At 69.4% G+C, this 24,415-nt stretch carries 20 protein-coding genes and 2 pseudogenes; 12 read left to right on the top strand and 10 right to left on the bottom strand.

The window, feature by feature from the left end:
- Nucleotides 1-5: 5 nt before the first annotated feature.
- The 5 genes and pseudogenes from SLAV_RS00725 to SLAV_RS00705 all read left to right on the top strand — a co-directional run bounded on the left by SLAV_RS00725 (nucleotide 6) and on the right by SLAV_RS00705 (nucleotide 4,768).
- Nucleotides 6-659, top strand: coding sequence for a hypothetical protein (locus SLAV_RS00725; protein WP_030240041.1), 654 nt, complete (start codon nucleotides 6-8; stop codon nucleotides 657-659).
- Nucleotides 656-1,384, top strand: coding sequence for a hypothetical protein (locus SLAV_RS40720; protein ID WP_158740950.1), 729 nt, complete (start codon nucleotides 656-658; stop codon nucleotides 1,382-1,384). Before SLAV_RS00725 ends, SLAV_RS40720 begins: the two co-directional genes overlap by 4 nt.
- 198 nt (nucleotides 1,385-1,582) lie before the next feature.
- The gene (locus SLAV_RS00720) at nucleotides 1,583-1,894 is read left to right on the top strand and encodes a hypothetical protein (RefSeq protein WP_030240039.1); all 312 of its coding nucleotides are present in this window, start codon (nucleotides 1,583-1,585) and stop codon (nucleotides 1,892-1,894) included.
- A gap of 1,439 nt (nucleotides 1,895-3,333) precedes the next feature.
- Nucleotides 3,334-4,445: pseudogene (locus SLAV_RS00710) on the top strand (relaxase domain-containing protein); the annotation flags it as partial.
- The gene (locus tag SLAV_RS00705; protein ID WP_030240035.1) at nucleotides 4,442-4,768 is read left to right on the top strand and encodes a hypothetical protein; all 327 of its coding nucleotides are present in this window, start codon (nucleotides 4,442-4,444) and stop codon (nucleotides 4,766-4,768) included. The pseudogene SLAV_RS00710 and the gene SLAV_RS00705, both read left to right, overlap by 4 nt.
- Nucleotides 4,769-4,962: 194 nt before the next feature.
- Here the strand turns inward: SLAV_RS00705 and SLAV_RS00700 are convergent, their stop codons facing one another.
- Both SLAV_RS00700 and SLAV_RS42005 read right to left on the bottom strand, forming a co-directional pair.
- Complete coding sequence (locus SLAV_RS00700; protein WP_158740948.1) at nucleotides 4,963-6,360, bottom strand: outer membrane protein assembly factor BamB family protein; 1,398 nt, start codon at nucleotides 6,358-6,360, stop codon at nucleotides 4,963-4,965.
- Nucleotides 6,361-6,971: 611 nt separating this feature from the next.
- Nucleotides 6,972-7,229, bottom strand: coding sequence for a hypothetical protein (locus SLAV_RS42005; protein ID WP_234333900.1), 258 nt, complete (start codon nucleotides 7,227-7,229; stop codon nucleotides 6,972-6,974).
- A 33-nt stretch (nucleotides 7,230-7,262) separates the two neighbouring features.
- Between SLAV_RS42005 and SLAV_RS00690 the strand changes: the two genes are divergently transcribed.
- Complete coding sequence (locus tag SLAV_RS00690; RefSeq protein WP_234333899.1) at nucleotides 7,263-7,532, top strand: hypothetical protein; 270 nt, start codon at nucleotides 7,263-7,265, stop codon at nucleotides 7,530-7,532.
- A gap of 342 nt (nucleotides 7,533-7,874) precedes the next feature.
- A complete protein-coding gene (locus SLAV_RS00685) occupies nucleotides 7,875-8,357 on the top strand; it encodes a hypothetical protein (protein ID WP_037688841.1) in 483 nt (160 codons plus the stop codon).
- Nucleotides 8,358-8,423: 66 nt separating this feature from the next.
- Here SLAV_RS00685 and SLAV_RS00680 read toward each other — a convergent pair whose 3' ends face one another.
- Nucleotides 8,424-8,636, bottom strand: a complete 213-nt coding sequence (locus SLAV_RS00680) for a DUF6207 family protein (protein ID WP_030240024.1) — start codon at nucleotides 8,634-8,636, stop codon at nucleotides 8,424-8,426.
- A gap of 910 nt (nucleotides 8,637-9,546) precedes the next feature.
- Between SLAV_RS00680 and SLAV_RS42000 the strand changes: the two are divergent.
- A pseudogene (locus tag SLAV_RS42000) lies at nucleotides 9,547-10,140 on the top strand (phosphatase PAP2 family protein); the annotation flags it as partial.
- 96 nt (nucleotides 10,141-10,236) lie between these two features.
- Here the strand turns inward: SLAV_RS42000 and SLAV_RS41995 are convergent.
- Together SLAV_RS41995 and SLAV_RS00660 are read right to left on the bottom strand one after the other, a co-directional pair.
- Entirely contained in the window at nucleotides 10,237-10,920 is a 684-nt protein-coding gene (locus tag SLAV_RS41995; RefSeq protein WP_030240022.1) for a response regulator transcription factor, read from the bottom strand.
- Nucleotides 10,917-12,404, bottom strand: a complete 1,488-nt coding sequence (locus tag SLAV_RS00660) for an ATP-binding protein (protein WP_051841446.1) — start codon at nucleotides 12,402-12,404, stop codon at nucleotides 10,917-10,919. The genes SLAV_RS41995 and SLAV_RS00660 overlap by 4 nt, the downstream gene beginning before the upstream one ends.
- Nucleotides 12,405-12,882: 478 nt before the next feature.
- On the opposite strand from SLAV_RS00660, the gene SLAV_RS00655 reads away from it, so the two are divergent.
- On the top strand, nucleotides 12,883-13,770 hold the full coding sequence (locus tag SLAV_RS00655; RefSeq protein ID WP_234333898.1) for an IS5 family transposase: 888 nt from the start codon (nucleotides 12,883-12,885) through the stop codon (nucleotides 13,768-13,770).
- 530 nt (nucleotides 13,771-14,300) lie between these two features.
- Here SLAV_RS00655 and SLAV_RS00645 read toward each other — a convergent pair.
- The gene (locus tag SLAV_RS00645) at nucleotides 14,301-14,579 is read right to left on the bottom strand and encodes a hypothetical protein (RefSeq protein ID WP_158740946.1); all 279 of its coding nucleotides are present in this window, start codon (nucleotides 14,577-14,579) and stop codon (nucleotides 14,301-14,303) included.
- A gap of 822 nt (nucleotides 14,580-15,401) precedes the next feature.
- Between SLAV_RS00645 and SLAV_RS00640 the strand changes: the two genes are divergently transcribed.
- The gene (locus SLAV_RS00640) at nucleotides 15,402-16,994 is read left to right on the top strand and encodes an ISL3 family transposase (protein WP_234333896.1); all 1,593 of its coding nucleotides are present in this window, start codon (nucleotides 15,402-15,404) and stop codon (nucleotides 16,992-16,994) included.
- Nucleotides 16,995-17,117: 123 nt separating this feature from the next.
- Here the strand turns inward: SLAV_RS00640 and SLAV_RS00635 are convergent, their stop codons facing one another.
- Complete coding sequence (locus tag SLAV_RS00635) at nucleotides 17,118-17,750, bottom strand: DUF4241 domain-containing protein (protein ID WP_158740944.1); 633 nt, start codon at nucleotides 17,748-17,750, stop codon at nucleotides 17,118-17,120.
- A gap of 183 nt (nucleotides 17,751-17,933) precedes the next feature.
- Here SLAV_RS00635 and SLAV_RS40715 point away from each other — a divergent pair, with 183 nt between their 5' ends.
- Complete coding sequence (locus SLAV_RS40715; RefSeq protein ID WP_159038047.1) at nucleotides 17,934-18,275, top strand: hypothetical protein; 342 nt, start codon at nucleotides 17,934-17,936, stop codon at nucleotides 18,273-18,275.
- Nucleotides 18,276-18,327: 52 nt separating this feature from the next.
- On the opposite strand, the gene SLAV_RS00625 is transcribed toward SLAV_RS40715, so the two are convergent.
- From SLAV_RS00625 to SLAV_RS00615, 3 genes are all read right to left on the bottom strand, one after another.
- Nucleotides 18,328-19,671, bottom strand: a complete 1,344-nt coding sequence (locus tag SLAV_RS00625; RefSeq protein WP_030240010.1) for an ATP-grasp domain-containing protein — start codon at nucleotides 19,669-19,671, stop codon at nucleotides 18,328-18,330.
- Nucleotides 19,672-19,785: 114 nt separating this feature from the next.
- The gene (locus tag SLAV_RS00620; RefSeq protein WP_051841444.1) at nucleotides 19,786-20,778 is read right to left on the bottom strand and encodes an aspartyl/asparaginyl beta-hydroxylase domain-containing protein; all 993 of its coding nucleotides are present in this window, start codon (nucleotides 20,776-20,778) and stop codon (nucleotides 19,786-19,788) included.
- A gap of 16 nt (nucleotides 20,779-20,794) precedes the next feature.
- A complete protein-coding gene (locus tag SLAV_RS00615; RefSeq protein ID WP_051841443.1) occupies nucleotides 20,795-23,665 on the bottom strand; it encodes a non-ribosomal peptide synthetase in 2,871 nt (956 codons plus the stop codon).
- A gap of 373 nt (nucleotides 23,666-24,038) precedes the next feature.
- On the opposite strand from SLAV_RS00615, the gene SLAV_RS00610 reads away from it, so the two are divergent.
- Nucleotides 24,039-24,344, top strand: a complete 306-nt coding sequence (locus tag SLAV_RS00610) for an MbtH family protein (RefSeq protein WP_394298635.1) — start codon at nucleotides 24,039-24,041, stop codon at nucleotides 24,342-24,344.
- Nucleotides 24,345-24,415: the final 71 nt, after the last annotated feature.

The following is a 24,415-nucleotide window of genomic DNA, read 5'->3' as shown; positions in this document are numbered from 1 at the left end:
CACACATGGTGCCGTTCCATGCCGAGGTGGCCCCCACCTCCGCCTCCATGGCCCACACGCAGATGACCATGGTCGAGAAGATGAGTGACACGCTCCTCGGCGTGGACCGGCCCGCCTGGGTTGCCGCCGTCGTGGTCGGCGTCGCCCTCCTCGTGGCCGGGATTGTCTTTAAGTGGATCAGGGCGAAAACCTATCGGAAGGCCGGCCGCCTTCCGGTGCTCATCCTCTACGGAGCCCGACTCTTCATGCAGCGCGAGGATTGGGAACGGTCCTACACCGAGGACTGGTGTCCGGACGTGGAGAAGATCATGGAGGGGCCTACGCCGACCTGGGCGTCGCGTTTCCGTAGGTATGCGGAGGCCGTCACCTTCGCACTGTCCCTGGCCGTGAAAGGCTCCCGCCTTGCCGACCAGATCTTCACTGAGCGCCCTCCCGTGACGGTCCGAGCGATGAAGGCCATCGCCGCACTGATCCGCTTTGACGGGTTCAAGGTGGCGGTCATCCTGCTCTTGACGGCGGGTGTCGGAGCGGGCGTCACCGCGATGATCGACATGCCCATGTCCGTTCTCACGCGCATCGCGATGGGTGCGGGGATCAGCCTGAGCCTCGGGTGCATCTGCCTGCTGTCCCTCCGACTCCGGTGGCGCCAGCGCAGGTGACGGTCGATCGCGGTTCTTTCCGATATTGCGAGGTGCTGGGACATGACTCCCGGCACCTCTTCTTTGTCTTCCCGGCCTCCATCCGTGGCGATGACTGTTCGGAGCCCGAAACGGCTGCCGCGTCCCTGGTCGGGTGTCGGCGGGTGGTAGGCACGGTTCGTGTCCTCGTACCGCTGGGCCTGGCGGGCGGCCTCGGCGGCCTGGGCCTGGGTGGCGCGGGCTTGTCGGGCAGCGTCGGTGCGCTGCTTGATCTCGGTGGCCTTCTGCGCGTCGGTGAGGCCGGACCGCGTGACGGCTTCCTCGCGCAGTCCGCTGGCCTTCTGCATGGCCTTGGCCTGCTTGCCGCGCTGGGCTTCGGCCTGCTGGGTCAGGTACGCGCACCGCTCGGTGTCGGCCTTCTCCAGGCGCTCCCGGAACGCGGGCAGGGCGGCACGGTAGTCGGCGAGGGTCTTGACGACGGTGGCCGGGTAGACGGGTCGTCGACCATTGCGGCCTCGTCGATGACCAGGACGCCGACTCCGGCCAGGCCGCGGCCGCCAGCTGCCGATCCAACGCAGGTCGTTCGCGGCGGCGAGTCGGTACTCGACCTGGGAATCGACGCTCTGGTCGCAGCCGCAGTTCTCGGCGAGCCGGTACTCGACCTGCTCAGGCGCGCGGATCGGCGTCGCGTACCCCACCCCGGCCCGCCCCCTTTTGCTGTAGTTCGTCCGCCGAGCGAACCATGATCACGTATCGGAGATACCGGGAGTACTTCTATTTGTGATCTTGTGGTCCATGAGGGTACCTCCAGATTGGCGGGTGTCGGGTGTGTCGGACGACGTCAGAACGTCAGCGAGAGACGACACGAGATGTCAGTGGTCGGCGACATGAGGTGCGTCAGTAGTCGGTGACGGCTCGGAGAGCATCCGGAGGCTGTACGCGACGTGATCGGGCAGGACGTCGATGATGTCGCCGCGCGTGACCATATCGGCGGTGGCGAGGTCTTCGAGGGCCTGCCGCTGGGCGGCGTCGCCGGGGGCGATTCCGCCGCCGATCCAGACCCGCAGGAGAACCTCTGCTTCGAGGGGCTGGATCGGGCCGCGGACGGATGCGTGCGGCTTCGTCCGGCCGGTGACGGCGCCGGCCTGGTCGGGCCGGAGGATGTCGAGCCGCGGGGCGGCGGTGTACCCGTCGGGCGCTCCCGGGCCAGGCCGACGTCGACCACGAGCCTGACCGTCGCGAACATGGCGTCCTAAAGGACGTACCCGCCGATCTCTTCCCGGATCCCCACCGGCAACTGCTCCCACCACTCGGTCCGCGCCTGTTTCCTCATCACGCAGAGCCTGCCTTCCCTATGGCCGGGGTGTTCACGAAGCCTCTGGCCAACCTTGTATGCACCTGCCAGAAATCATGTCCCGCGTCGCGGTGTAGTTTGACGATGGTCACCAGAATCGTTCGCCTGCGCGGTTTGCGTTGAGGTGGTACGAGTGATCCGCGGCGGGGCCACACTGACCGGGGACGGAATGGGCAGCAGACGGCACAGGGCATCGAGTTCGGGGGACCGGGGAGTCCGCATGGAGACGGTTGCCTGGAAGCACGAGGAGACGCGGACGAGCTTTAAGCGGTACTGGTGCTTTGCGTGGCTTTGGCTGGGCGGTGGTGCGGTCGGGACCGTCGTTAGCCCGTGGATCGGGATCACCGCTGACGAAGCGGGCGCGAAATGGGTTGGCTCCGTCATTGCCGGTCTCTGGGTCGTGAGCCTCAGCGCGCTGCTGTTCGGGGCGTGCTGGGTGTTCAACGCAGTACGCATGCGCTACAGGCTGCGCCGTTGGCCGTGGCAGTCGTACCCGGTCACCGTCCTGGCGCCAGGTATGGGAGGCCCAGTGGTGCAGCTCCGACCATCTGACTCCGGGTTGGTCTTCGTGCAGTCCGTAGTGGCTCTCAACCTCCGCTGGCACCTCGTAGGGAACAGCGCCACGTTGTGGTTTTGCGGAACTCCAGGACGCGGTGGCGTTCTCGCTCGGCCGGGTGGAGAGCCACTGCTGTGGGGCCGACGCATTCGGATTCCGTGGCTACGGCGTAGGCATGAGCGGGCTCCTGGCTCGTAATCGCGTAACTACCAGCGTGGTTGTCAGCCGTGGGCGCGGATACGGCCCCGCCCTCACCGCAGGGGCCATGCGGGGACGGTCGGCACCACATTCGCGACAGCACGAAGATCCAGAAGCGGCACAGCACTGACACACGCCATGTCGCCGACCACTGACCTTCTCGTGTCGCCCGACAGTGGGGCGGGAAACAGGTCCCCATCTGCACTGATGGCGTCGCAACATGTGGCTCTGCTGGTAGGCGCAGCGTGGGTGTCAGTGGAAGCGCGGAGGTGCCGTCTGCGGTGCGCAGAGTAGATGTCAACGACTGCGTGCGGGTTATCTGGCTAGGTAGACCGGCAAGAGCGGGCCCTCCATCAGATTCACCTGATGGAAGTACGAGTTCAGATCCGTGTCGTAGACGAAACACGGCGACAACAGGTACGGCGTGCCGTCAGGAATGCCCAGGTCATCGAGCCGCAACTCCCAGTCATCCGGGGAAAGCTGCAGGTGCCAGGGCTGCGGCTCAGGCTGCGGCAGATCCCGCGAGCTGTAGTGGACTGACCAGGCCCCTTGTCTCAACATCCGCGGACCGTACAGCTACCCGGTCAATGACCGAGCGTGCACAAGCCGACACCCTCTACACCCTGTACTTCATGGAGGAGGTGTCCGCCCGGCTCGGGTGGGCGTGGGAGCCGCGCGAGGTGACGCCCGACCGCCGCCCGGTCATGGAGATCGTCGGGATCGACCAGCGGCTCATCGGCTGGCAGTCGACCCGCCGCCAGCAGATCGAGGACGCGCTGCCATTCCTCACGGCCGAGTACGAGGAGCAGCAGGGGCATGCGCCGGGGGAGCAGCCGCCTACGCGCTGGCCTGCCAGGCCGCCGACCAGACCCGCTCACCCAAGCGCAAGGAACTGCGCTCGCTCTCTCAGCTGCGCGCCGCCTGGCGGGAGTCGGCGAGCCGGGCGTACGGAGCCGACGTCGTCGCCGGGCTGGCGGAGCGCGCCCGAGCAGCGGCCGCGGCGATATGGGCGCGGGTGCGCCCGGTCGTCGACGTCGCGCTGGCGGCGGTCAACGTCGCCGCCGTGGTGTACGTGATGCGCGGCGCCTTCAAGCACCACCACCTCCTCGCCGAAGCCCGCCGTCACCTGGCCTACGTCTTGCGAGGCCGACCTCACCGGTCCGGCCTGGACGAGGAGATAGTCCAGGCGGCCATCGACGGCTACACCCGCCCGGCCAGCCGGCGGATGCTGACCGCTGACCTGCGCGCCCTGTACCCGCACGACACCGAGGACCAGGCCGTGCTCCGCGCGCTGACCCGCAAGCGGTCCGCCGCCCCGTACGAGCGGGCCCGTCTCGCCGCCGGGGCGCTGACCGCCCGCGTCCACGCGCTACGCCGCGCGGACCGCCTGAATTCCCGGCCCCGGCCGCGCACCGTCACCGTGCCGACCACTCCGAGCCCTCGCCCGAGCTTGCGCCCGGGGCGAAGGGATAGCCGGGACCTGGAGCCGATGACGGACCTCGTCGCGGTGGAGCAGACCAGCCGGACGCTGGAGGCCGCCGCCGAGATGACCGCCCGGCTCCAGGCCGGGATCCGGGAGCGAGCCGCCGCCCGCCGCCCTGCACCACAGCCCGCCCCGGCGACGGCCCCGCCGCCGCGCCCCCAGCAGCCTGTCCAGCCCGCGCCGGGCCGGACACCACCCACCGGAGGAGTCGCATGACCACCACGCCGCCTGCGGACCCGAGGATCGAAGCCGTCGCTGCCCGGCTGAAGGAGGCCGCCCAGAAGCGCGCCGAGGCGTACGCGCCGCCGCCAGCCTGGCAGCCGATCTGGAAGCGGCCCCGGAAACCGAAGTCCATCAAGGCGAAGAAGGAGGAGCTGGCCAAGCAGCGCAAGCGGCTCAAGGCGGCCGGTGTCCGACGGTTCTACGGTGCCCAGGCGCGCCGGCCCCGGCCCCGACAGAACCGCATCGGCAGCGCCGCCGGCCGCCGCGACGCCCGCGCCCTGTCCCGGATGCGGCACTCGAACGCCTGGCTGTGGTGACGATGCCGGGGGCATCGTCCATCGACTGGACCGCACGATGTTCGACCTGGTGCACAAGCTGTGCCGGGTGGGGCCGGGCGCTGCCCTCGGACGCGGACAAGCGCACCGTGGACCTGATCCGTTCCCGGCCGGACGTATCGCGACCGTCGACCACGAGAGGCGACTGCGGCGCAGGGTCTGCCGGTTCCGCAGTTTCAGCGGCGCAGGGCGTACAGGTGTCCCTCGGTTTTGTTCTCATTCCGTGTGGCGATGATGATGGTGCCCTCGCCGATCGCGGGGTCCTGCGGCAACTCGCCCTCGGTTGTGTGGGACCAGACTTCCTTGCCGGTGACCGCGTCGAAGGCGTACAGCTTGCCGAACCACATGCCGAAGTAGACGATGCCGTCAGCGAGGACGGGTGACCGGGCAAGGGATCCGCCGGTCGTCACCGACCAGCGTTTGGTCCCGGTGTCCGCGGCGAGGGCATAGAACACTTTGTTGTCGCCACCGAAGTAGACCGTGTTGCCGAAGATCAAGGGATACCTTGAGAGACCTTCTGCGTCGCCCTCAGCGTGGAACGTCCAGACCTTCGTGCCACGTGTCTTGTCCACCGCGAACATGGTCCCCTTGTCCCCAGCGATGTAGACCGTGTCCTCGGCTACGACGGGAGCGCCGTGAAAGAAGCCTTCGCCTCCTGGGAACGTCCACAGAGGCTTTCCGGTCACGGCGTCCAGCGCGTAGAGGTCACCGTCGTCGGTTCCGGCATAGACCACTCCGCCGCTGACGGCCGGCGCCGTGGAGATGCGTGACTTCGCGGTGAACGTCCAGCGTTCCGTTCCGGCGGTGGCGTCCACTGCGTGCAGTTCGTGGCTCACTCCACTTCCACCGAAGTAGACCGTGCCGTCGGCGACCGTCGGCTTCGGGGGGCTCAGGATCTTGGCGCCTGTGGAGTATCTCCACAGAATCCGCTTGTCGTCGCCGGCGTACAGAACGCCGTTGTCGTCGACGAGGTAGAAGCGCCCGTCGGCGACCGTCAGGGGCCCGGGTAGGGAGTTGGGGTCGAGTCTCGCGGTGAACTCGGGCACCACCGCGCCTGTTGAGGCGTCGACGACCATGAGTTCGATGCCAGCAGGTTCGTTGGAGACGAGGTAGTAGACCCTGCCGCCACTGACCACGGGCGGGGAGAAGGGCCACGGCCTCTTGGGGACCGTCCACAGCACGGTGTTCTTCGGAGCCGATGGCGATGTGCCGGTCCCGCCCTGCCGGTCGGTCGCACCCCTGGGAGACGCACCGATTCCGGGTTGTCCGCTCGCCCCACCGGAATTCAGGCCTCCGACGGCCTGGACGCCGCCGTACACGGCGAAGGCGAGAACGATGGCGACCACGGCCAGGACCACGAGGGTCCTGGCGTCGCCGTGGCGGATGTTGTGGATGATCTGGTCCCGGCCGGCGAAGTCGCCCCGAAGCCTGTTGCCCGTCCCCTGCACGGTGACTCCTCCACCGGAGGCGACGTACACCGGTGGCGGGGGAACCGTGTCGGTTGCCTCGGCCGCTGCCGAAAGGGCATCGGTGAGCTGCACGATCAAGGCCTGATCAGCCGTGAGGATAGCCATGAGAGCGCAGCGGAGGGCGGTCTGGGACCCGGGCTCCTGAGGAGCCGCGTCGAACTGCGCCACAGTCGCGTCATGCCCGGCTCCTCTGAGCCGGCTTCGGACGATGTCCGCGACCGCAGTCGCAGCCGTGCTGCCCATGCCCGTCGCAGCAGCCGTGGAAGCAGCGGCCATCAGATCAACCGCCCCGGACGCGAGGTCCTCTAAACCGCTCATTGCACGTGCCCCCCGGAGAATGATTAGTCATGTCCATGATTCCAGCAGGAGTGGGTGACAACCCAGCAGACGCCCAATCGCAACCAAAGTGGACCCCGGAGGAGGTTCGGGAGCCCGGCAGGCCCGACCGCGGCTTCTTCCGCCGTCGCAGCTGACCACAACGCACGCTGGGCAAGCCCAAGGGGAGTCTGGGCAACCGCCCCCGACCACCGGCTTGCCCACCTCGGTCGGCCGGCGGAGTCGGTCACGGCCCACTCCTGGCTTCCCGGTGAGGTCGCGGCTGACCTATGACGGGGTTGTCCCGTGCCATCGAAGCTGGCTCGTTTGCCACTGAAGTCGGACGACCGGTGGTTCTGTGACAGCGAAGTTGGGCCGGGTTGGTGCCCCCTGGGCGATCGCTACGCCAGATTCCCGGCGCCCGTCCCGGGCTCCTGGTCCGTGCCCGGCACGACATCTACAGCAAGGAGGGCGACGGCGATGCGTTCGGTCTTCCGCCGACACTCCGGATGACGTACGAGATACTCACGCGCGGCGGCCAGGGTCGCGGCCGAGGGGATGGCACTGCGGCCGAGCAGGCGGTGCACCATCTCTTCCTGCCCGAACCCGACCGCCCAGTCCAGGGCGGTCTTGTGCTTCATCACCGCGTTGATGTCCACCCCACGGTCCAGCAACAGGTCTACTGTTTGCGGGTGCCCCTCGTCGCCGGTCGACCGTTCTGGCAGCGCCACCGCTACACCCGCTCCACCACCTTCCCCCGGCTGCACGTCGTCCTGGCAGGCAAGGCCGAACACCTCCTCGACAACTGCCTCCAAGCGCTCACCGCCGCCGTGCAGGGCATCACCATCGCGGTGTGGGCCAACACCCTGCCCCGGCTCCAGCGCGGCGAGCTCTGGTACGAGATCGGCGTCGACGACCCGCACGAGCGCCGCGCCCGCTACCCCGAAGCCGTCGGCCGCTGACCGGCGCCGGGCAAGCCCAAGGGGAGCCTGGGCAATCCACCCCCGAGCACCGGCTTGCCCACCTCGGCCCGCTAGCCGGATTCGGTCACGGGCATCCCAGGGCTTCCGGTGAGGCCCCGGCTGATGACGGTGACCGATGAGCGGTCACCGCCTCGGGTTGGAGTTGCGGTCACGCCCGGGCCGCCGATCGGTCACGGCTTCCGCTGGGCAAGCCCTCGCCACGGAGGGCTTGCCCAGCGTCCGGACCACGTGACGGGACGGCTCCCGAGGTCGTGGCGCCACCGCCCGGGACGCGGCGGCTAGAAGCCGGCTGACGTCCCTCGCTGGCCGTAGACCGGAGCCATGACACGAAACACGCTGCAAGAGGACATGGACGGACTCCAGCGCCACGATCCGGACGACATGTGGCACGCCCTCACCCGCCTTCACGCATCCCACCCCGAACCGCCCGACCGCATCCTTCCCCATCTGACGCCGGACGTGCTGCTGTCTCTCACACGGTCGGACCTCCTCTGGAGGGTTCGGGTGGAGCTGGCCGGCGGAGAGACCATGGCCGACCTGTACAACCTGGTAGCGAATCTGATCCCTGCCGCCCTGGAAACGGACGAGCGCCGTGCGCTTCCCGGGGAGACGCTGGAGATCGTGGTGGGCACCCGTGACGAACTCACGCTGCACCCAGCCCACGTCCACGGCCTCACCCAGCTCCTGCGCGACGCCGTCACCACCATCGACGCGCACAGCACGCCCGGCCGCGGACTGTGCTCCCACTGCCACGGCACCGGCCGCGGACACCCCCTGTGGGCTCCGGCGGCCGGGCAAGCCTGAGTACCTGGGCAAGCCCCAGGCGACCCTGGGCAAGCCCCCGCGAGGAGGCTTGCCCAGGGGCTGTGGCTATGGGGCTTCCCGTCCCGGGCGCAGGACGTCGGCGTAGATCCGGGCCCGGACGCCGGGCTCGCCGGGATCCCGGCGCACCGGGCCGACGCCTGATGTGGCCCAGCGCTCTTCCAGCGCGGCCATGACGGCCCGGACGGTGTCCTCGTCCCCGCCGGTGATGTTCAGGACCACCAGGCCGGGCTCCGCGATGTGCTGCTCGTTCGGTTTCATGAGCCCTGCGACGGCGGTGGGACCGGACCGGTTCGCCGGCGGCCCCGGGTCCACCCGCACGGGGGAACCGGCTCAGGTCGCGGCCCCGGCGGCCAGGGCCGCACCCCGTACATCCGAACGTACTCCGGGGCCGAGGACACCGGTGCGGGCTGTCCGCAGGGGGCCAGGCTCTGCTACCTCACCCGTTCGCGCGCGGCCGGGTGCCGGTGGGGTGCGACGGGAACAGGCTGGGCGCATGTCCGCGAAGCTGATCGTCTACCCGCCCGACGAGCAGGGCTGGCGCCGGGTGCGCTACGACGGCGTCGCCATCGGGGTCGCGCACCGACCGGCCGACATCCGGGTCTTCTTCGCGGCCGCCGGGCTGGAGAACGCCGACGACGTGGACCTCACCGACCCCGACTTCGTGGAGTGGCGAGGCGTCGGCCGGAGGGTGTGCCTGAGCACGGAACTTGTCACCCGACAACTGCCCCGCCCTCCAAGGCGGCGTGAGCAGGATTGCTGTCACCGAAGGTGCGTCGTTCTTGTCACCTTGAGATCGTTTGTGGTCTTGACCGTTGGACCGGGCAGAACTCGCCGGGATGTTGGGAGGCCAGAGCAGGGCCTGCGAACCCGCCAGAGCGGCGCCTCTCGACGGAGGCGCGTTCGTCGTATGGAACGGCAGCGTTTCCAGCCAGCAGCTTGCCGACATCTACACGGCTCGCCTCCGACGGGCGAGGAGGCGAGCTACTCAGCCGAACCACCGCCCATGGCAGCCGCTGCCGCATGGCGATCACGTCCTCGTGAGGGCCTATGGGTCTCCGAGGCTAGTCCCGTCCCTTCAGCCTGTACCGGTCAACCCTGACGATCGTCGGGGTACCGGGCTGCCATTCGGCCAGGGCGCCCCGCCTGCAGTGTTCCTACCGTCGGCAGCATGGATTCGATCAAGCGATATGGATGGGGCCGACGGCTATTGATGGCGGTCGCGTCGGCCGGGGTAGGGGCAGCGGCCGTGGTCAGGCTGGCGCCCGGCGGTGTGCTGGGGACGAACGAGCCGGCGCACGGCACTGCGGGTTTCTCGGTGCGGGCCTACCGGGCGCTGACTGGGAGCGTGGCGGACGGGCCGTCGTGGGCTGAGACCGTCCTGGAAGGGGCGAGTGAGGGCACTTTGCTGTTCCTGGGCCTGCTGTTGGCCTGGGTCGGCTGGCGCGCCCTGCGCCGCAGGGATGCGGCGGTGCTGGCCGGGGTGGCCGTGGCCGCCGCCGGGACCGTCGTCGCCTATGCCGTCAGTGAGGCGCTCAAACTCCTCGTCGACGAGGAACGTCCGTGCCGGGCCCTGCCAGGGGTCGCGGCCCTTGCGCAGTGTCCCGCGCCAGGCGACTGGTCGTTCCCCAGCAACCACGCCACCCTCGCCGTCGCGCTGGCCGTCGGTGTGGTCCTGATACGGCCACGGCTGGCGGCTCTGGCCTTGCCGGTGGCCGGGGCGGCCGCTCTGTTGCGGGTGCTGGTCGGGGTGCACTATCCGCACGACGTCCTGGCGGGCGCGGCGCTCGGCGCGACGGCCGTGATGACGGTGTGGCTCCTCGTACGGCCGATTGCCCTGCGGGCGGTGTCAGCCGTCCACCTACGGCAGCCGGTCGGACGGCACCGGGACCACGCCGGCCTCGTGCGCGACCACCGCCGCCGCGGCCCGGTTGTCGACGCCGAGGCGGGCGAGGATCGAGCTGACGTGGGCCTTCACCGTCCCCTCCGCCAGGCGCAGGCGGCGCGCGATCTGCCCGTTGGAGAACCCGCTGCCGAGGAAGCCGAGCACCTCCCGCTCCCGCCCGGTCAGGGCCTCGACGCGGGCGCGGGCCGCGGAACGGCGGTTGGCTTGGGCTCCCACACCGCCAGAGGCGAGATGCGCGACGACGCGGGCCGTGACCTTCGGTGACAGATAGGCGGCACCGTCGGCAACTGCCCGGACACCGGCGATCAGTTCCTCCGGCTCACCGGACTTGATCAGGAAGCCGGTGGCGCCTTCACTCAGGGCGCGCAGGATGTACTCGTCCTCGCCAAAGGTCGTCAGCATCACAACCCCCGTTTCGGGGACGGTCCTTCGTATCTCGGCGGCGGCCTCGATGCCGCCGGTTCCGGGCATCCGGATGTCGAGAACGGCCACCTGCGGGCGGTGGCGCTGCACGAGTTCCACCGCCTGGTGGCCATCGGCCGCCTCGGCGACGACGGTGACGCCGGGATCGGTGCCAAGGACTGCGCGGACACCCGCGCGGATCATGGGCTCGTCGTCGGCGATCAGGATCCGGATCATCGGACGTCCTTCCCGGTGTAGTTGTCGGTGGAGACCAGGCGTCCGGCCCGGAAGCAGAGACGGTAGATGTCCCCCGAGCGGTCGTCGAACGGGTCGGCGGTCTGTACGTAGAACTCGCAGGCCGCATCCTGCGGTGCGGGCGTGGGCGCGGCCGGGCGGCGCGTGGTCTGGCGCTCGGGCAGATACCGCGCCATGTCCGCGCGTGGCTGACCGACGTGCAGCCGGGCGTAGTCCTGCGGGGCGAGTACCGCCTGCCGTGCCGTCATGGTGTCCCACACCCGCACCCCGCCGATGAGCAACGCGGAGGTGCACAGCGGCACCAGGACGGCCGCAGCGGCGGTACGGCCCAGCCGGCGACGGGCACTGCGGTGCTCAGGAGGTAGTACGGCACCTGGATCGCCGGGCTCGGCGCCACGTGGCGGGGGCACGGACCCGGGACGGTGCGGGAGCGTGGCCCGGACGGCGAACCCGTCGCCCTCGGGACCCGATGTGAAGGTGCCACCGGCCAGTCGTACGCGTTCGTCCAGGCCGATGAGCCCGAAGTGGTGGCCGTCGCCAGGTGCCGAGGCGCGGGGCTCTGGTGCGGTACGGGCGGCACGGCCATGGTGGGCCGCAGACGCGCTGGGCACCGGCTCGTTCGTCACACTGACCTCGGTCCGTCCTTCCGCGTGCCGGACGACGACGGTCGCCTGGTGCCCGGGCGCGTGCTTGGCAACGTTCGTCAGCGCCTCCTGGACGACGCGCTGCACGGCCCGCTCGATGACCGGCAGCGCGTCGCCGGCCGCCGCTTCGCCCTCCACACGCAACCGGACGTCGAGCCCCGCCGCGGCCGCCCGGTCCACCAGGCCTTTGAGTTCGGTGATTCCGGCGCCGGGCTCGGACCCCGGAGCCGGATCCGACGGCTCGCGCAGGACACCGATCACCTGGCCGAGCCGGTCGACGGCGGCTCCTGCCCTGGCGCGGATGTCCCGGGCGGTGGCCCGGTGGTCCTCGGACAGACCAGGGGCCAGCTTCAGTGCCCCCGCGGACAGGGCGATGAGGCTGAGGTCGTGGCCGAGGAGGTCATGCATGTCCTGCGCGATCCGGGTCCGCTCGCGCAACCGGGCCTGTTCGGCGACCAGATGCTGTTCCCGCTCCAGCCGCGCGGCCCGCTCCCATCCGGCCCGGACCAGTTCGCGGTACTGGCGCAGGAACCGGCCCGCGAACCACGGCAGCATCGCAGCCACGAGCAGCAACCCCACGAACTGGCTCGCCCACCCCAGCCACGCCGGCACCAGGAGCACAGCCACCACGGCGGCCGCGAGCACTCCGACCAAGGCAGCCCCCGTGCTCCGGTTCCGCCCCGGCTGCCAGCCCGCGAGGAAGGCGCAGACCGCCGCAGGTATGCCCCACCACAGGGTGGCGACACCGGTGCCAACGGCCGCCATCGCGCCGATGAAGAGGCCTGCGGACAGTACCGGTGCCGGCACCCGGGAGATGATCATCGTTCTCACGGACACGACCCTACGGAACTCCGCCGCCCCGCGGCACCGCCGAAAGTCCACTACCGCGAGCCCGGGATCTCATGCCCTTGCCGAGCAGGCCGGATCAGAACCCGTTGTTCTATCGATCGTGGGAGCGTTTGGGTTCGAACGGGGTTCTGGGTCGGGTGATGTTTCGGTGGTCCGGGCATGAAGACAGGGCCTCTTGGTCAGCTCGGGGGTGCGACCCTATTCGGGCAGTTCCAGGAGACCCTGTTGTCACAGCTTTGCGTGTCCGAGCTCGCTGCGTCCAACCCCGCTGCCCCATCGTGTGACTGCATCGCGCACACGTACGGCAATGCCGCCGATCACGGCGAGCGAGCACGCAGGTATCCGTCGGACATGACCGATGCGGAATGGGCGGCCGTCCGTCCGCTGCTGCCGGTGCCGGCCTGGCTGGAGGGCCGGGGCGGGGCAGCCGGAAGGCTACTGCCACCGCGTCATGCTCGACGCAGTCCGCTACCTCCTCGACAACGGCGTCAAGTGGCGGGCGGTCCCGGCCGACTTCCCCGCCTGGGACCGTGTCTATGCGTTCTTCCGCCGCTGGCGCCTCCAGGGCCTGATCGCCGAGTTCCACCACCGGCTCCGAGCCCGGGTGCGGGAAACGGAGGGACGAAGAGCGGAGCCGACGGCCGCGATCGTGGACTCGCAGTCCCTGCGGGCGGCCGACACCGGCGCCGCCGGATCACGCGGCTGGGACAAAGGCAAGAAAGCCGGCGGCCGCAAGCGCCACCTGGCGGTGGACACTGCAGGCCTTCTCCTGGTCGTCCACGTCACCCCGGCGTCCGTCCAGGACCGTGATGCGGCCGTGCCGGTCTTGAACCGGCTCCGCGAACTCCGCCGCAAGATCACACTCGCGTGGGCCGACGGAGGCTATGCAGGCTGGCTCGTCGACTGGGCCAGGGACGTTCTCGGCCTGGCGCTCACGATCGTCAAACGAAGCGATGACCAGAAGGGATTCGTGGTCCTGCCCCGCCGTTGGGTCGTCGAGCGGACACTGGCCTGGCTGATGCACCGCCGCCGCTTGGTCCGGGACTACGAACGCCTGCCCGCCACCCACGAGGCGATGGTGATGTGGTCCATGACCATGGTCATGGGACGCCGCCTCGCACGGCGACCGGGTCACCCGGCAGCGGCAGGCCCACGTGACCCGGCTGCGGGGGTGAACACGCCGGGTGTCTCCTCCACCGCCCACCCACGCGCGACCAGCCGCTTGGCCATCGACCGCACACACTCGATCTTCGCGGGCACCGCCTCCCGCCCCAGGGCGACGGTCAGGTCCCTGGCCCGCACTCCGTCCCTGGCCCCCACCACGGCCATGACCCGCTGATACTCCTCCGGCAGCACACGAACCGAGAGGCCCTCACGACGACGCGGCACCACCATCACCCCAGCCGGGGCCTCATCCACGTCCTTCACCGCAGCCTCCTTGGCCGCAACGGCCGGGCCGTTGAGAACCTCTGCCACCGTCTCCCGCGCGATGACCAGCCGCTCCAGACTGCCTTCCGCCTCCACGAGCTCAGCCAGGATCCGATCGGCCTCATCACGCAGCCGCTCGATGACCTCCCGCGCAGCCGACTCCTTCGCCTCCAGAAGACCCAGCACCGACACCATCAGCCACCCCGCACGCTCAACGAGAAACAGGACGCCTCATCCCTGCCTCGGCTGAACAGCACCCACTCCCACCAGCGAAAACGCAGCCATCAAGTTCGGAACAACAACGGGTTCTAAGTTGATCTGGTCCGTCGCTGGCAGGCCTGGGCCCCCCGCGATTGGAGAGCTCTCCCGGCTTCTTCGCGCTGACCGTCGGGCTGCTGACCTGATGGTTTGGATACGGGAGAGAGCACCCGGGCGCGGGGGTCAGTTCTCGCGCGGTGGGGCGGCTGCGAGGAGTTCGCTCTTCACGTGGTCGTAGTCGGCCCGGGCCTGCGGGTCGCCGCGGTAGTAGTCGGTCCAGAAGCCGGGACGCTGCCAGCGGGCATCCGCGAGGCGGGTGCGGCCGCCGGCGATGGCGAGGGTCCAGCCGGGCGGTATCCGGGTGTCCACTGTCTCGAAGGAGACGGGGTCCCATTCCAGTCCGGGGTCGGGTGAGTCGGGGCCGAGCACACGGATGTAGCAGTGGTCGTCGTCTGTGACCATCTCCAGAACCGGGTAGACACCGCCCACCCGGATCCCATCAAACTCTGCGACGGGGTAATCGCCGTCGGGATGGATGATCTCCAAGCATCTGACAATCATGGGTGAAAGTATCGCCTGGGCCGATCCCCAGTAGCTGTCCTGGTCAGCCCTGGCGAAGTGGCGGAACAACCGGGCCAGAAGCCCACCGTTGCAGAGCTTGATGCCAGTCCGCAGCGTCGCTGAGGACCAGGCTCTGCCTCGGGGGCAGACAGGCGCCGCTGGCCCAGACCAGATCATCTGAGACGCCAAGCGAATCGGACCAGATCGCTTGAGACGGGGACCAAACTGCCCGGGTCGGGACAACTGACGCGGGCCTCTCCTGAACAACCAGCCGCGGCTGTGCCCGACCGTGTCACGCTGACGGACCGTGAGTGTGACACCTGCTGTCACGCTCCCTCAGGAAAGTGTCACGCTGCCTGGAATCCGTCCCCGTATGTCCGTTTCTCGGAGCCTGGAGGGGCCCTCAGCCCGGTTTCGCGGGCGGAGCGTGACACATTAAAAGTCGATCTCCCGCGCGCCTACGAGCACCACGGAACGTAGTCGAGAAGGCGGTTTCGGTCGGAGTGGTCCTGAGCCCGATGGCCCGGTGGTTCTGTTCACGAGAACCGGGTTCTGACACCGATCTTGGGGAACCATCGCGGAGCGTGACCTCGGTGTTCGATTGCGAGTGACTGACTCGTGCGAGACGGCGCACGCCTTGGCGTCTGAAGGCCGGAAGTGACGCTCCCTCAGGTGCATTCCGCTGGCTGCTCTGGCTGGCTGTGAACAGTGATGGTGCTGGTCATGCAGACCGATGCACCGTTCTGGGATTCGCTGGTGTTCGACGGGATCGACGATGTGGGGGTCGAGGCGGTTACGGTCGCGTTCGGCACGGTCGAGGTGGTAGCAAGAGGCCGCATGGCGGGGGCGGCGTGTCCGGACTGCGGCCGCTTCGCGGACCGGGTCCACGACCGTTACCAGCGCAGGCTGAAGGACCTTCCGCTCGCTGAGCAGGGCTTTGTGATCCGGCTGATGGTCCGGCGATTCATCTGCGGGTCGGCGGACTGTCCGCGCCGAACGTTCGCCGAGCCGTTCTCCCGGCTGGCCGCGCCGTACCCGCGGTTCACCACGCGGCTGAACCGCGCCCTGGAGCGGGTGGGGCTCGCCTTGGCGGGACGAGCCGGCGCTCGACTGGCGGCCCAGCTCGGCTTCGGTGCGGGACGGATGACCTTGTTACGCAGGGTCATGGCGTTGCCCGATCCGCGATTCAGTACTCCACGCGTGCTGGGCGTGGACGACTTTGCGATCCGTCGCGGCCAGACCTACTCCACCGTCTTGACCAGCGTCGAAGACCATCGCGTGGTCGACGTGCTCCCGACCCGTGAAGCCGGGCCGCTGGCAGCTTGGCTGGACTGCCATCCCGGCGTGGAGATCATCTGCCGGGACCGGGCGGGTGCCTACGCCGAGGGCGCGCGGCGCGGTGCACCCGACGCTTTGCAGGTCGCCGACCGGTTCCATCTGTGGCAGGGCCTCGGCCGCGCCGTGGAGACCTGCGTCGCTGCCCACCGCGACTGTCTGCGCACGCCGGCGCCCAGCGGCACGCTGACGGAGGCCACCCGACCGACTTCAGGGGGATCGCAAGACGACGCGGAGCCCGTCGGCCGGCGGGCCGCGCGAAAGAAGGCCGCACACGCCCTGGTCGACGAGATGCTCGCCCAGGGGCACTCGCGCCGGGCGATCGCCCGGCATCTGGGCTGGGGCCTCAACACCGTCCTCCGGTACGCGAACGCCTCACGCTGGCAGGACACCATCCGCGAGAACCGACCCCGGCCCAGCAGACTCGATCCCTACAAGCCCTACCTCGAACGACGATTCACCGAGGGATGCACCAGCGTCACCCAACTCCACGGCGAACTGGTCGCCGAGCAGGCTCCCGTCACCTACGGCATGGTCCGAGCCCACATCGCCACCTTGCGCAGGGACCCGTCCGCCGCACCGCCACGGCCAGCGACCGTACGGCAGGTGACCGGCTGGCTCACCCGCCACCCCGCCACGCTGAGTGAGGAGGACCGCATCGGCCTCAAGGACCTTTTGACCCGTTGTCCGGAACTGGACACGGCTGCCGGACATGTCCGCGACTTCGGCGAGATGCTCACCGACCGCCTCGGCGCCACGCTCCCTGCCTGGATCGACGCAGTCGAAGCCAGCCGGCTGCCCGGGCTCACTGGCTTCGCGCTCCACCTGCGGCGAGACCTCGACGCCGTGATCGCCGGCCTCACCCTGGACTGGAGCTCGGGCAGCGTCGAGGGAGCCGTGAACCGCATCAAGAAGATCAAGAGACAGCTCTACGGCCGAGCTGGCTTCCACCTGCTCCGGAAGATGATCCTGCTGCGGTAGCGCCTCGCAGTGGCTATTCGAGGTGCGACTCCCGATACCTTTCCTCAGGCTATTCCTCCCAGTGAAAGCGGGCAGCCACGTCCGGCTGCGCGACTTGCAGGACAGGGAGAGGCGGCAGCGATGTCATGCTTTGGCATCGGGCATGCCGCTGGTGACGACGATCGCCGCCACGTCGCCGGTCTTCGTGCGGCCCAACCAGACGACGCCGCCCGACTCGGCCCCGAACGTGACCAGATCGGCTTGCTGCGACTCATCGCGTACCCGTTCGTACCCGTCGGCCAGCTGCTCAGAATCGCGCGGGGCAGGGACCCCGTCTATGAACGTGCGAAACGGTGCGGACAAGGTCGTCCACGCGCCTGCATCGGCGAAGCAGCCGACATTAGCATCGGAGAAGAAGCGGGGCTCCTCGCCCGGCTTCAGCCGGGCGATGTCGTCCTCGACACTCAGGCCCATCTCCCATCCGACGACAGGGTCGTCGCTGATGCACAGGCGCGTCGCGGCACACTCAACACCGTCGACGTGCTCGCCCATGAACTCGTACGGGCCTGCCGTCCACGCGATCTCTACCCGGTAGACGCCCGGGGGAATGCGCACCGCCAGCTCCCGCGGGGGCCTGGTCGGCAGCCCCCTCTGGTACTCCCAGACCTGGTCGTCGTGCCATGGCGCATCGACGACAAGCCGGCCGCTCGGTACGCGGATCGTCGTCAGCTCCTCGATGCCCGTCACGACTACCGGCGTCATCGGATCGTCGTACACCGTCCCAAGGTGAGCACCGGGCGTGAAAGCCGCCTCCAAGTACCAGGTGGCCTCAGGCCCGGCTGCCAACCGCGCGTCCCTGACCCACTCCATGTCTCACTCCCTCCTCGCCACCCGGCCGGGCAGTCAACCGAAAGCTACGTGGGCCCGCTGACATCGGCACTTCTTGCATCGTCGCGATCCGTGATCGCTCCCCAAGATCTGTGCCAGAACCCTGGTCTCACCTACGCAGCCACCGGTGGCGTGTTCGGTGATGTCAGCGAGCCACAACCGGTTCGGGCCGGCCGCGGTGAAGTCACGACGCACGAGATCGTCATGCACCGGCGGGCCGGCCTTCTTGGTCCGGCCGCGCTTCTTCCCGAACACGCTCCACCAGTGGTTGTCCCGGCAGATCCGCCACGCGGTCCGGTCCGCCATGGCGGCCCCGGTGCTGCGGGCCTCATCGGCCAGGAAGCGGTAGCCGAACTCCGGGTCCTCACGGTGGGCGTCGAACAGCGCGTTCGCGCGATACGCCTCGTGCCCTGACCGCGGGGACGGCCCCCGGCCCGGGCACGAACCGACAGGGCCGGGCCGCCTGCTACCGCTGCGGCGGGGCGTAGACCCCACCGCCCAGGACGGCGTGGTGCGGCCACTGGCTCTCGTACCAGCGGCGGTGTTCGCGGAACGTCATTCTGGGCGTGGCCACCACCAGTCGTTCGTCCACGTATCGGCGCAACTCCTCAATTCGGTCCGCGAGTTCCATGTCGTCGTTCCCGCTCACCAGCATCAGGCCGAGGCTCTGCCCATGGAACTGGAACGATTCCGGCAGCGAGCTGCCGATCGGGTGCTCGTACCGGGCGTACTCGACACCCGGCAGCTCCTCGAGCTCTTCGACCGACGGATAGCCGAGGATGGTGCCGGGGCGGCCAACCACGTGGGTGTGGCCGATGGCCCCCGGCCGTACCTTGACGTCGAGTTCCGGCCGCTTGCCGAGGGCGCACAACACGCCGCATTCGGCCAGGTCGACGTTGAACTTGTACAGCACCTGCTCCTCGGTGAGGCCACCGCCGCGTCGGGCCGCGCACTCACCGAAGCTCAACGTCCCCTTGGCCGCGTCGTGGAACAGCTCCATGTGGAACACGCCCGAGGTCATGCCGAGTGCCTCCACAGCGCCCCGCACCATCGGACCCGCCAGGTCGTACGCCCAGCTCTCGGCCTGCGGGTCCATGGCGCGCACCCACAGCGGCCGCTGTCCGCGCATCGCGTCGAGGCAGGGTTCGCCGTACTTGCCCAAAGCGAAGAAGAGCACTTCGCCGTCGAACACCACGCCGTCGGCGATCCATTCCTCTCCCTCCATGTACTCCTCCAGGAGGAAGGTACGCCGGTCCAGCTGCCCGGACCGGAACTCGCGGCTGAGCTCCTCCAGGCCCGCATGGTCGGAGACGGTGGCCGTGTAGCCGGTGCCGCCGTAGGAAAGGGGCTTGAGCACGGAACGCGCGAACGGCGTGTCGGCGAGGTGGCCGACGTCGTGGATGTCGTCGATGACGATGGTGGCCGCAGTGGACAGACCGGCCTCCCGGACCCGGGACTTCTGCAGGGCCTTGTCCCGGAAGTGGAGGGCGACCACCGGATCGATGCCGGAGCAACCGAGCTGCCGCGCGATCAGGCCGGCGGTGACGAGGCCGAATTCCTCGCCGGAGTGCACGGCGCTGAAGCGGTGCTCGCCGAGTCCTGCCCGGTAGAGGGTACCGAGGACGGATTCGGCGTTGCCCGTGTCGTCCGCCCTCAGGATCCGGACCCCTTCCTCCGGGACCGTCGGGCCGAAGTCCCAGGGCTCGGGGGCGCACAGGGCGACGGTCTCCGCGGCGTGCCGCTGACAGGCACGCAGCACGTACCGGTCGACGCCGAGGTTGAGTATCGAGGTGTCCTGCCGTTCGGGCATGGCGGTGCTTCTCCAGACTGCGCGGTGTGCGGGAGGCGTGAGGATGTGGTGCTCTGGGTCGTGGTGGTCCTCACAGGCCTTGAGGGACCTGGAGGGCCTTGATCGGCCGCCGGATCATGCGGGGACTGTGGCACGGGTGACCTGGGTGCGGTAGCTGCCGTGGCGGTACCGGAACTCGGCATGCCGGACTCCGTCACGGAAGGCGAACGCCACGGTCCGCTCCTCGCTCCAGCACTGGTAGCGAAACTCGTCTCCCCCGATGTGTTCCAGGACGGCGTCCGGCTCGCCCTCGGCGACCAGGACCAGCTTTCCTTCCCGGATGACGAGTTCGCCGACCGCGTCGGGTCGGCTCGGGTCGGCCCATTCGGCGCTGCTCGGCGGGTCGGCGTACGGAAGGAGGAAGGCGGCCGGAACGGACAGCGGACCGGTGAGGCGCGCCAGGTCCTCAGGGGCGGCCGGTACGGCCGCTGCCCGGTGCATCACTTCCGAGATGTCCAGGAGCGCATGCTGCTCGGCGGGGAAGAGTTCCAGGAGCGCGGGGTCGCAGAAGCAGTCGATGACGAGGTGGACCCGCGGCCGGTCGCCGTTGTTGTAGAGGTGGTGGGGTCGTCCGAAGTTCGCGTACCACAGCTCACCGGGCTGCCAGCGCTGCTCGGCTCCGTTGACGACGAGCACGGCTTCGTCGTTGGTCGTGATGGGCATGTGCAGCCGGGCCCAGCCAACGGGCAGGCCGTAGGGATAGTCGGTGTGCTCCCCGACCGAGGCCCCCGGTTCGAGGGACATGTACCGAACAGCGCGCAGTGTCAGGCCGAGACCGGACAGCACGGACGCCGTGTAGGGGACCCTCGCCATGAACGGGGTGTCGGCATAGTCGGCGAGGCCGGGGCCACCTGCGTCGGTCCGGGCGGGGTCGCCGTCGGGGCCGCGCAGCGAGAGCACCCGCCATCCCTTGTACTCGTCCTCGATGATCGTGCCGGCGTCGAAGGTGGCTTGCGGGCTGAACCGGGCGCCGAGGGAGAACAGCTCCTGCTGGAGCCGTTCGGGGTCTGCGCCGGGGAGCAGCCTGACGACATCGGGGAGGGTGGCGTGGGCGGTGCTGTTGGTCATGGAGAGGGTTCGTCCTTCACTGTTCGGTGGCGGGACCGGGGGCGAGTACGGCGGCCAGGGCTTTCGCGGTCGGTGTGCGGTACAGCTCTCGCATCGGTACGGGGGGCAGTCCCTGTTCCCGGACCACCGCAGCTGCGCGTACCGCCTGCAGTGAGTTGCCACCCAGCTCGAAGAAGTTGTCGTCCGGACCGACGGGCACGCCGAGTACCTGCTCCCACACCTGAGCGAGCGCGGTCGCGAGATCTGCGGCGGGGTGTTCCCGAGTCGACGGTCCGGGCGGGCAGGCGGCGGAAGGCGACGACGGAACCGGGGCTGTCTCGGGCGCAGGCAGCGCACGCATGTCGACCTTGCCGTTGACCGTGAGGGGCAGGGTCGACAACACGGTGACCCCTGTCGGCAGCATGAACTCCGGCAGGGACCGGGTCGCCCGTCGGCGGACGGCGGACGGGTCCAGGGAGGCGCCCTCCGCAGCCACCACGTAGGCGTCGATGCGCACGTCGGCGGCGGCGCCGCCTGGCCGGTCGCCGTTCAGGACCACGACGGCAGCGCCCACGTCAGGGTCGTTGAGCAGGACTGAGCGGATCTCGTCCAGTTCGATCCGGAAGCCGCGCAGTTTCACCTGGCTGTCCAGCCGGCCCAGGTGTTCGAGGGTTCCGTCCGGGCGGAGTCGGCCGAGGTCCCCACTGCGGTACATGAGCCCCCCATGGTAGGGGTCGGGCACGAAACGCTCACTGGTCAGTTCGGGCCGGTTCCAGTAGCCGAGTGCCACCCCGGCCCCGGCCACGTGGATCTCACCGGGTGCCCCGTACGGCAGCGGTCGTCCGCTCGGGTCGAGCACGTACACCCGCCAGCCGGGCAGGGGCCGCCCGACCGAACGGGATCCGGTGAGGGCGTCCCTGCGGTGCACCTCGTGGGCGGTGACGTGGACCGTGGTCTCAGTGATCCCGAACATGTTGACCAGGCGACAGCGGGTCTCAGGGTACCGGTCGAACCAGCGGGGGAGCGGGGCGGTGTCGAGGGGCTCACCACCGAAGACGACGAGACGCAGCGGCAGTTCCGCCCGATGCCGGAGGTCCGCCTCGGCCAGCTGGCCGAATGCGGAGGGGGTCTGGCTGAGCACCGTCACGCCTTCTCGCACCAGGAGCGCGCGGAAGTCGTCCGGAGTACGGCTCACCCAGTACGGAACGACGACCAGCCGGGCACCAGTGAGCAGTGCGCCCCACATCTCCCAGACCGAGAAGTCGAAGGCACTGGAATGGAAGAGGGTCCAGACGTCATCGGGGCCGAGCCGGAACCCGTCGCGGGTGGCGTCGAGCAGGGCGGTCACGTTGTGGTGCGGGATGACGACGCCTTTGGGGCGGCCGGTGGACCCGGAGGTGTAGATGATGTACGCGGCGGTGTCCGGTCCCCGGACGGGGTCCGGCGGGGCGGGCGCGTCGGCTCCGGCAGCCGCGAGCGCTGCGGGTGCCAGCAGGCGGCGGTCTTCAGCGCCCGGTATGGCCGGTAGCTCGGTGATGATCAAGTCCAGGCCGGCGTCATGCGCGGTGGCGGCGAGCCGGGCGGCCGGATAGGCCGGATCCATGGGTACGTACACGGCGTCGGCGAGCAGCACTGCGAGCAGGGTCACGACGAGTTCGGCGGACCGTTCCAGGCAGACGCCGACGTGGTCGCCGGGTCGGACGCCCCGGGAGACCAGGCCGGCCGCGAGCCGCCGGGCACGGGCGAGCAGTTCGCCGTAAGTGAGCCGTTCCTCCTCGTAGGTCACGGCGACGGCGTCGGGGGCGGCCGTGGCCCGCTCCGTGAAGAGGGTGTCGATCCGCACCTCGCGGTGTGGTGACCGCGGAGCGCCGTCCGCCGTTCCACCCGGTGCGGTGAGCGAGCGCCGCTCATCAGGACCCACGGGGTCGATGTGCTGGGGGAGCGTGCCGGGCGCGGCAGTGGCGACGGCCTCGTACGTGCGGGCGACGTGCTCGGAGAAGCGCCGTGCGGAGTCCGCGTCGATCTCGGTGCGGTGGTAGTGGGTTTCCAGCCACAAGCCGGCGTCGGCACCGCGGCGGGGTACCAGGGTGAGGGGGAAGGGTGCGCTGTGGCAGGGAACCTGCCCCTCGTCCGTCTCGGGCAGGAGACCGACCAGGACCCGGCCGCCTGCCTCGCGGGTCAGGGCGGTGTAGACGGCGGCGTCGCAGCGCAGGGACGGGTCGCGCAACTGCTGCCGGACGGAACCGACCAGGCCGGGCACGTCCTCGGCCCCCGAGAGGGCGGGTGCGACCAGTGTGGTGAAGTCGTGGGCACCGAGGGCCCGCGGCAGGCGGCCGGGATCGGGTGCGACCGCTGCCAGCAGGGGCCGCTCCTGGCCCTCGTAGCGGCCGAGCACAAGGGCGGCAGCTACGGCCAGGATCGCCGAGACGGTGGAGGACCCTGCCGTCCTCGGCCCGGGCGGAGTCGTCTGGAGGGGGACGCTCAGCACTGCGGTACGGGCCACGGCGTCGGTCGCGTCGGCCGGGAGGGGGATACCGGGTGAGGCCCAGCCGGGGCGCTGGGAGAGCTCCGCGGAGCTCCAGACGTCCCAGATGGCGGAGCCGGGGCCGGCCGGCGGCGGCAGGAGGGCGTCCTGATGCCGCAGCTGCCGCCGTACCGCGCTTCGCGCGGCGGTCGATCCGCCTTCTGGTCCGTCCTCCCGGGCCGTCGCCCCGACCACCTCGTCGGCGATGAGGCGCAGTGCGCGGGCATCCAGCCTCGACCGGTGTGCGGACAGGACGAGTTCGGTCGGCCCGTCGGTGTGGCACAGCAGCACGGCGCGCGGCTGTGCGGCGGTCGGGTCAACCGGGCGGGCCAGTTCGGCCTGGAGACGGCGGCGGGCAGGGGGCGCGCCCCACGGGTGTGGCACGTCCTCTCTCCAGAGTCCCGCTGGGAGCAGTGGGGTCAGGTCGTTCGCACCAGCGTCGTGGGGAAGCGTCACGTGCAACGAGTGGCTGTGGACTGAGAAGTGCTCCCCGGCCGGTGGCAGCTGGGAGCTTCGATGAGCAGGCACGACCGAACTCCAGAAGTGATCAAGGTCGGGGCCGGTTGATTATCAAGAGGATTTCCGGCTGACGTCAAGGGCTCGGATCGGCTGGTTTCGATGTGGCTGAAATTCTCTCCACGGGGAACCCGGCCATCCGGATGGCGCTTTCTTTATCTCGGATTCAAGCCCGACATACCGGGCGGTACGTCGAGTGTGACCTAGGCTACATTGATCTTCGAGCGAGGCTCTGGGCAGGATGAAGCTGCACTTCAGCGGCGCTTTGCCGAAGATCTGCAGTCCTGGCGTCGTCGCGGCGAACTGCCGTGGACCACAAAGAGATGGGAAAATGATGCCCCTTAATCCCTTTGAGGCCGAAGCTTCAGGGACATTCCACGTACTGGTAAATTCCGAGGATCAGTATTCTCTGTGGCCGTCGTGGGTTGAAATTCCGTCTGGCTGGAAGTCTGTCGCAGAAGGGTCGAGGGGAGACTGCCTCGCCCATATCGAGAGCCGGTGGACCGATATGAGGCCGGCAGCGCTAGCCAACGCCCAGAACGGCTGACTTCGGTCGCGTCTGACGGCCCGGCCGTATTCCAGTTCTTCAGTGCAAACCACCGGCAGGGGGTCGGTTCA

The sequence above is a fragment of the Streptomyces lavendulae subsp. lavendulae genome (assembly GCF_002803845.1).
GTDB classification, from domain to species: domain Bacteria; phylum Actinomycetota; class Actinomycetes; order Streptomycetales; family Streptomycetaceae; genus Streptomyces; species Streptomyces lavendulae.
The sequence above is the reverse complement of the archived record's forward strand: the minus strand, read 5'-3'. Positions and strand labels throughout refer to the sequence as shown.

Bases quoted from the DNA above. Each gene is read 5' to 3' on its own strand.
- SLAV_RS00725 (WP_030240041.1), top strand. From the start codon at position 6: ATGGTGCCGTTCCATGCCGAGGTGGCCCCCACCTCCGCCTCCATGGCC.
- SLAV_RS00705 (WP_030240035.1), top strand. From the start codon at position 4,442: ATGACCACCACGCCGCCTGCGGACCCGAGGATCGAAGCCGTCGCTGCC.
- SLAV_RS00700 (WP_158740948.1), bottom strand. From the start codon at position 6,360: ATGGCTATCCTCACGGCTGATCAGGCCTTGATCGTGCAGCTCACCGAT.
- SLAV_RS00685 (WP_037688841.1), top strand. From the start codon at position 7,875: ATGACACGAAACACGCTGCAAGAGGACATGGACGGACTCCAGCGCCAC.
- SLAV_RS00680 (WP_030240024.1), bottom strand. From the start codon at position 8,636: ATGAAACCGAACGAGCAGCACATCGCGGAGCCCGGCCTGGTGGTCCTG.
- SLAV_RS41995 (WP_030240022.1), bottom strand. From the start codon at position 10,920: ATGATCCGGATCCTGATCGCCGACGACGAGCCCATGATCCGCGCGGGT.
- SLAV_RS00660 (WP_051841446.1), bottom strand. From the start codon at position 12,404: ATGATCATCTCCCGGGTGCCGGCACCGGTACTGTCCGCAGGCCTCTTC.
- SLAV_RS00655 (WP_234333898.1), top strand. From the start codon at position 12,883: ATGCTCGACGCAGTCCGCTACCTCCTCGACAACGGCGTCAAGTGGCGG.
- SLAV_RS00645 (WP_158740946.1), bottom strand. From the start codon at position 14,579: ATGGTCACAGACGACGACCACTGCTACATCCGTGTGCTCGGCCCCGAC.
- SLAV_RS00640 (WP_234333896.1), top strand. From the start codon at position 15,402: ATGCAGACCGATGCACCGTTCTGGGATTCGCTGGTGTTCGACGGGATC.
- SLAV_RS00625 (WP_030240010.1), bottom strand. From the start codon at position 19,671: ATGCCCGAACGGCAGGACACCTCGATACTCAACCTCGGCGTCGACCGG.
- SLAV_RS00620 (WP_051841444.1), bottom strand. From the start codon at position 20,778: ATGACCAACAGCACCGCCCACGCCACCCTCCCCGATGTCGTCAGGCTG.
- SLAV_RS00610 (WP_394298635.1), top strand. From the start codon at position 24,039: ATGAAGCTGCACTTCAGCGGCGCTTTGCCGAAGATCTGCAGTCCTGGC.